This window comes from Streptomyces sp. XM83C (assembly GCF_023072675.1).
In the GTDB taxonomy this organism is placed as follows: domain Bacteria; phylum Actinomycetota; class Actinomycetes; order Streptomycetales; family Streptomycetaceae; genus Streptomyces; species Streptomyces thermocoprophilus.
This window is the reverse complement of record NZ_JALLGL010000389.1, coordinates 1-5,007: the sequence shown is the minus strand read 5'-3', so window position 1 is coordinate 5,007 and position 5,007 is coordinate 1. Positions and strand designations below refer to the sequence as shown.

The following is a 5,007-nucleotide window of genomic DNA, read 5'->3' as shown; positions in this document are numbered from 1 at the left end:
CCTCCCGCCCCCAGCTTCACGACCACCGTGCGCGGGCCCGGCAGGGCCGCCGCGATGTCCGCCGTCCGGCGCAGTCCCCAGAGCTGCCGTGCCTCGTCGGCGCCGACGAGGACGAGGTCGGCCCGCCGGGCCAGCTCCCGCAGCACCTCGGCGGCGCGGGCGGGGGACCTCCACAGGGTCGGCCGGTAGTTGACGTCGAAGGAGACGAGGGGGCGGCCCGGAGCCGCCTCCGTCAGCGCGTACAGCAGGTCGAGGCAGGTGTCGGACAGTGCGGCCGTGATGCCCGTCAGGTGCAGGACCCGCCCGGAGCGTGCCGCCGCGAGGTCCGTGGCGGCGGGGCTCATCGCGGAGGCGGCCGAACCGGCGCGGTAGTAGGCGACCTCGTGGGCGTCGGTGCCGCGCTCCCCCGCCGTACGGAAGTACACGCCGGTCGGGCGGGCGGGGTCCCGCTCGACGTGGGCGACGTCGACGCCGTACCCGGCGATCGTCGTGAGGAGATGGTCGCCGAAGCCGTCGGCGCCGACGCGGCTGATCCACCGCACGGAGTGTCCGGCCGCGGCGAGCATGCAGGCGACGTTGGACTCGGCGCCGCCGACGGACCGGTCGAAGGAGGGCACGTCGGCGAGGCGGCCCGCCCGGGTGGGCAGGAAGGTCACCATGGACTCGCCGAGGGTCACGACGTCCGGGGCCGGGCTCATGGGCGTGTCCACGGACGTGTCCATGCGCTCTCCTCGGACTCGGGCGACGGGGCCGGTCCGTTGACCCGCGTCGGCCCGGATGCTAGACAGCGGTGAGCGGCATACGCAACGAGCGTTGCACAGGATGCAACGCGAACGGAGGTCTGATGAGGTCGGAGTCGGCGGCACGCCTCGCCACGGAACGCGTGGACCACCGTTTCAGGGGCCTCCCCCCGGACGCCGACGGTCTGACCGTCGGCGAGCTGGCCGCGCAGCGCCGCAACCTGTTCGCCGGCGGGTTCACCACGCCGGTGCTGACGCTGTCCGCGGAGCGGCTGGAGCACAATCTGCGGCTGATGGAGACGTACGCCGAACGGCACGGGCTCGCGTTCGCCCCGCACGGCAAGACGACGATGGCCCCGCAGTTGTTCGAGCGGCAGATCGAGCGGGGGGCGTGGGGCATCACGCTGGCGGTGCCGCATCAGGTGCGGGTGGCGCGGGCGTTCGGCGTCCGGCGGGTGTTCCTCGCCAACGAGGTGGTGGACGCGTCCGCGCTGCGCTGGATCTCCGCGCAGCTCGACGCCGACCCGGAGTTCCGGCTCGTCTGTTACGTCGACTCGGTGCGGGGCGTGGAGCTGATGGACGCGGCGCTGGCCGGGGCGTCCCGCCCGCTGGACGTGGTGGTGGAGCTGGCGGCGGGCGACGGGGCGCGGACCGGGGTGCGGTCGGAGGCGGAGTGCGCGGCGGTCGCCGACGCGGTGGCGCGTACGGGGACGCTGCGGCTGGTCGGGGTCGCCGGGTACGAGGGCGAGGTGCCGCAGGCGACGACCGAGCGGGTACGGGCGTGGCTGCGGCGGCTCGTCGGCCTGGCGGCGGAGTTCGACAAGGCGGGCCGGTTCGCGGGGACGGAGGAGATCGTCGTCAGCGCGGGCGGCAGCGCCTGGTTCGACGCGGTCGCCGAGGAGTTCGCGGCGGTGCCCGAGCTGTCGCGGCCGGTGCTGAAGCTGCTGAGGTCCGGGGCGTACGTCTCGCACGACGACGGGCACTACCGCAGGCTGACCCCGTTCAACCGGGTGCCCGAGGAGGGCGCCCTGGAGCCGGCGTTCCGGCTGTGGGCGCAGGTGGTGTCGCGGCCGTCGGAGGAGCAGGCGTTCGTCAACGCGGGCAAGCGGGACGCCGCGCACGATCTGGATCTGCCGGTGGCGCAGGTCGTGCGCCGCGACGGGGTGGAGCGGCCGGCGGACGGCATCACGGTAACGGCGCTGTCCGACCAGCACGCGTGGCTGCGCACCGAGCCGGGCGCGGACGTGGAGGTGGGCGACTGGGTGGCGCTGGGGCTGTCCCATCCGTGCACGTCGTTCGACAAATGGCAGCTCATCCCCCTTGTGCGGGCGGACGGCACGGTCGTGGACTACATCCGTACGTACTTCTGACCCCGACCGGCACCTGCTGCCGTACCTACGTCCGAGGGAGCCGCTGTGGAGGATCTCGTCATCCGGGACGCCGATGTCGTCGACGGCAGCGGCGAGCCGTCGTACCGGGCGGATGTGGTGGTGGACGACGGGCGGATCGTCTCGATCGTGAAGGAGGCCGCCGCCGCCGGATGCCAGCGGCCGAAGGCGATGCGGGAGCTGGACGCCGAGGGGCTGGTGCTGGCGCCCGGGTTCATCGACATGCACGCGCACAGCGATCTGGCGCTGCTGCGGGACCCCGACCACAGTGCGAAGGCCGCGCAGGGCGTGACGCTGGAGGTGCTCGGGCAGGACGGACTGTCGTACGCGCCGGTCGACGACCGCACGCTGGAGGAGGTGCGGCGGGCGATCGCCGGGTGGAACGGGTACGGCGACGACGTCGACTTCGACTGGCGGTCGGTCGGTGAGTACCTGGACCGGCTGGACGCGGGCATCGCCGTCAACGCGGCCTATCTGGTGCCGCACGGCACGGTGCGGGCGCTGGTGATGGGCTGGGAGGACCGGGAGCCGACGCCGGCCGAGCTGGACCGGATGCGGCGGCTGGTCGCGGAGGGTCTTGAGCAGGGCGCGGTCGGGCTGTCGGCCGGGTTGACGTACACGCCGGGCATGTACGCGAAGGTCGCCGAACTGGCCGAGCTGTGCCGGGTGGTGGCGTCGTACGGCGGCTACTACTGCCCGCATCACCGCTCCTACGGCGCCGGGGCGCGGGCGGCGTACGCGGAGACGGTGGCGCTGGCGCGGGAGGCGGGCTGTGCGCTGCATCTGGCGCACGCCACGATGAATTTCGGCGTGAACGAGGGCCGGGCGCCGGAGCTGCTGGCGCTGCTCGACGAGGCGCTGGAGGCGGGCGCGGACATCAGCCTCGACTCCTACCCGTACACGGCGGGCGCGACGACGCTGGCGGCGCTGCTGCCGAGCTGGGTGCACGCGGGCGGGCCCGGGGAGGCGCTGCGGCGGCTGGCGGACGAGGAGACGGCCGGGCGGATCCGGTACGACCTGGAGGTGACGGGCTCCGACGGCTGCCACGGTGTGCCGGTCGACTGGGCGACGGTCGAGGTGTCCGGGGTGGGTGATCCGACGCTCGCGGCGCACGTGGGACGTCGGCTGGACAGCTGGGACTCGGCCCGCCGGCTGCTGCTCGCGGACCGGCTGGCGACGACGGTCCTACAGCACGTGGGGCATGAGGAGAACGTCCGTACGATCATGCGGCACCGGGTGCACACGGGCGGCTCGGACGGCATCCTCCAGGGCGCGAAGCCGCATCCTCGGGCGTACGGCACGTTCCCGCACTACCTCGGGCACTGGGTGCGGGAGACGGGCGTGCTGTCGCTGGAGGAGTGCGTCGCCCATCTGACCGCGCGCCCCGCGGCCCGGCTGCGGCTGCCGGACCGGGGGCTGGTCCGCGAGGGGTACCGGGCGGACCTGGTGCTGTTCGACCCGGCGACGGTGGCGGCCGGGGCGACGTACGATGCGCCGCGCACACCGCCCGTCGGCATCCCGTACGTCCTGGTGGACGGGCGGTTCGTGATCGAGGACAAGCGGCGTACGGATGTGCTCGCGGGGCGGGCGGTGCGCCGGACGCCCACCCCGTGAGCAGCGGCCCTGAGGCGTGTCTTTCCGATCCTGTCGCACCGAGTGACGGTGCGCGCCCTACGGCTTGGGCAGGACGCAGCCGCTCGCGTTCAGGTCGAGGCGGTTGCCGGTGGTGAAGCAGGCGGGGATCTGGTAGATCTCCTGGGCGTAGTTGATGCCCTGACGGACTGTCACATTTCCGTTCTGGTCGATCTCGCACGGGTTGTTGACCGTGCAGCGCCCGCCGTCCTCGTTGCCGGTGTTGTTGACGGCGACGACCTTGCCGGTGGCCTGGTCGATCACCGGGGAGCCGGAGGTGCCGCCGATGGTGTTGCAGGCGGACGTGTAGCGGACGGAGTCCTTCCAGGTCCAGTCGCCCTCCTTGAGGCGGTAGGCGAAGCCGTCGATGTTGCAGCTGTACAGGCGCTTCCAGTAGCCGGAGGCCACGGTGATGGCGGTGCCGGCGACGGGGTGCGTGTCCTGGACGGTGAGTGCGGAGATGCCGTAGTTGGAGCGGATCGCCGCGTACGTCGTCGTCAGCTGGTAGATCGACACGTCGGTGTCGGTCATCGTGCCGTACACGATCTTGTTGGCGCGCAGGGTGGCGACGCGGGTGCCGGAGGAGTTCAGCAGGCCGAAGGTGCGGCTGGAGGAGCGGTTGACGACGACCTGGCCGGGGCCGGGGAATCCCGTCTCCAGGCAGTGCCCGTTGGAGAGCACCAGGGCGGGGTCGGTGTCGGCGGACCGGGGGAAGCGGATGACCGAGCCGGAACAGTTGCTCAGCGCCACGGTGCCGGCGAGGGTGACGGCCTTCAGTGTCGGCGCCTCGGCGGTCCGGATCGCGGCCGGGGTGCCGGCCTGCGCGGCTGCTCGGGCGACGCCGTGGTCGGCGGTCGGGGCGCCGGCCGGGGTGCCGTCCGCCGCGACTGCCGGTGCCGCGCCGATCCCGGTGATGGCCAGGGCGGCGAGCGCGGCGAGGAGAGGCTTGCTCATGTGGGGGTCCTCTCGTACGACAGGGCGACCGGAGTTCGCCCGGCCGCCCGCGATTTTTGTCATGCGCATTCTCAACCTGCCCTCGCGCCCGCACAAGCACCGGGAACCGGACGCGAGTTGGCGCGAATGCGCCGTACACCGGACACACGAAGGCCCCGCCGTCGAGACCGGCGGGGCCACTGCCCGTACCGCGAGGTCCGCGAGGTCCGCGAGGTCGCTAACGCGGCCAGCGGCCACCTCCCCCGTGCCCCCAGCCGTGGCCCGGCCGGGTGGGCCTGGGCGCCGGGGTCGTC

4 protein-coding genes are annotated in these 5,007 nt (G+C 73.3%); 2 read left to right on the top strand and 2 right to left on the bottom strand.

Annotated elements, in window-relative coordinates:
* The coding region (locus tag MTQ10_RS27810; protein ID WP_247473042.1) for a sugar kinase at positions 1-722 on the bottom strand (722 nt) is incomplete at its 3' end.
* Between the two features lie 122 nt (positions 723-844).
* Here MTQ10_RS27810 and MTQ10_RS27805 point away from each other — a divergent pair.
* Positions 845-2,110 carry an amino acid deaminase gene (locus MTQ10_RS27805; protein ID WP_247473041.1) on the top strand — a complete coding sequence of 422 codons (1,266 nt, stop codon included), beginning with the start codon at positions 845-847 and terminating at the stop codon, positions 2,108-2,110.
* 45 nt (positions 2,111-2,155) lie between these two features.
* Entirely contained in the window at positions 2,156-3,742 is a 1,587-nt protein-coding gene (locus tag MTQ10_RS27800; RefSeq protein ID WP_247473038.1) for an N-acyl-D-amino-acid deacylase family protein, read from the top strand.
* Positions 3,743-3,799: 57 nt separating this feature from the next.
* Here MTQ10_RS27800 and MTQ10_RS27795 read toward each other — a convergent pair whose 3' ends face one another.
* Positions 3,800-4,714, bottom strand: coding sequence for a S1 family peptidase (locus tag MTQ10_RS27795; RefSeq protein WP_247473037.1), 915 nt, complete (start codon positions 4,712-4,714; stop codon positions 3,800-3,802).
* Between the last annotated feature and the right edge of the window lie 293 nt (positions 4,715-5,007).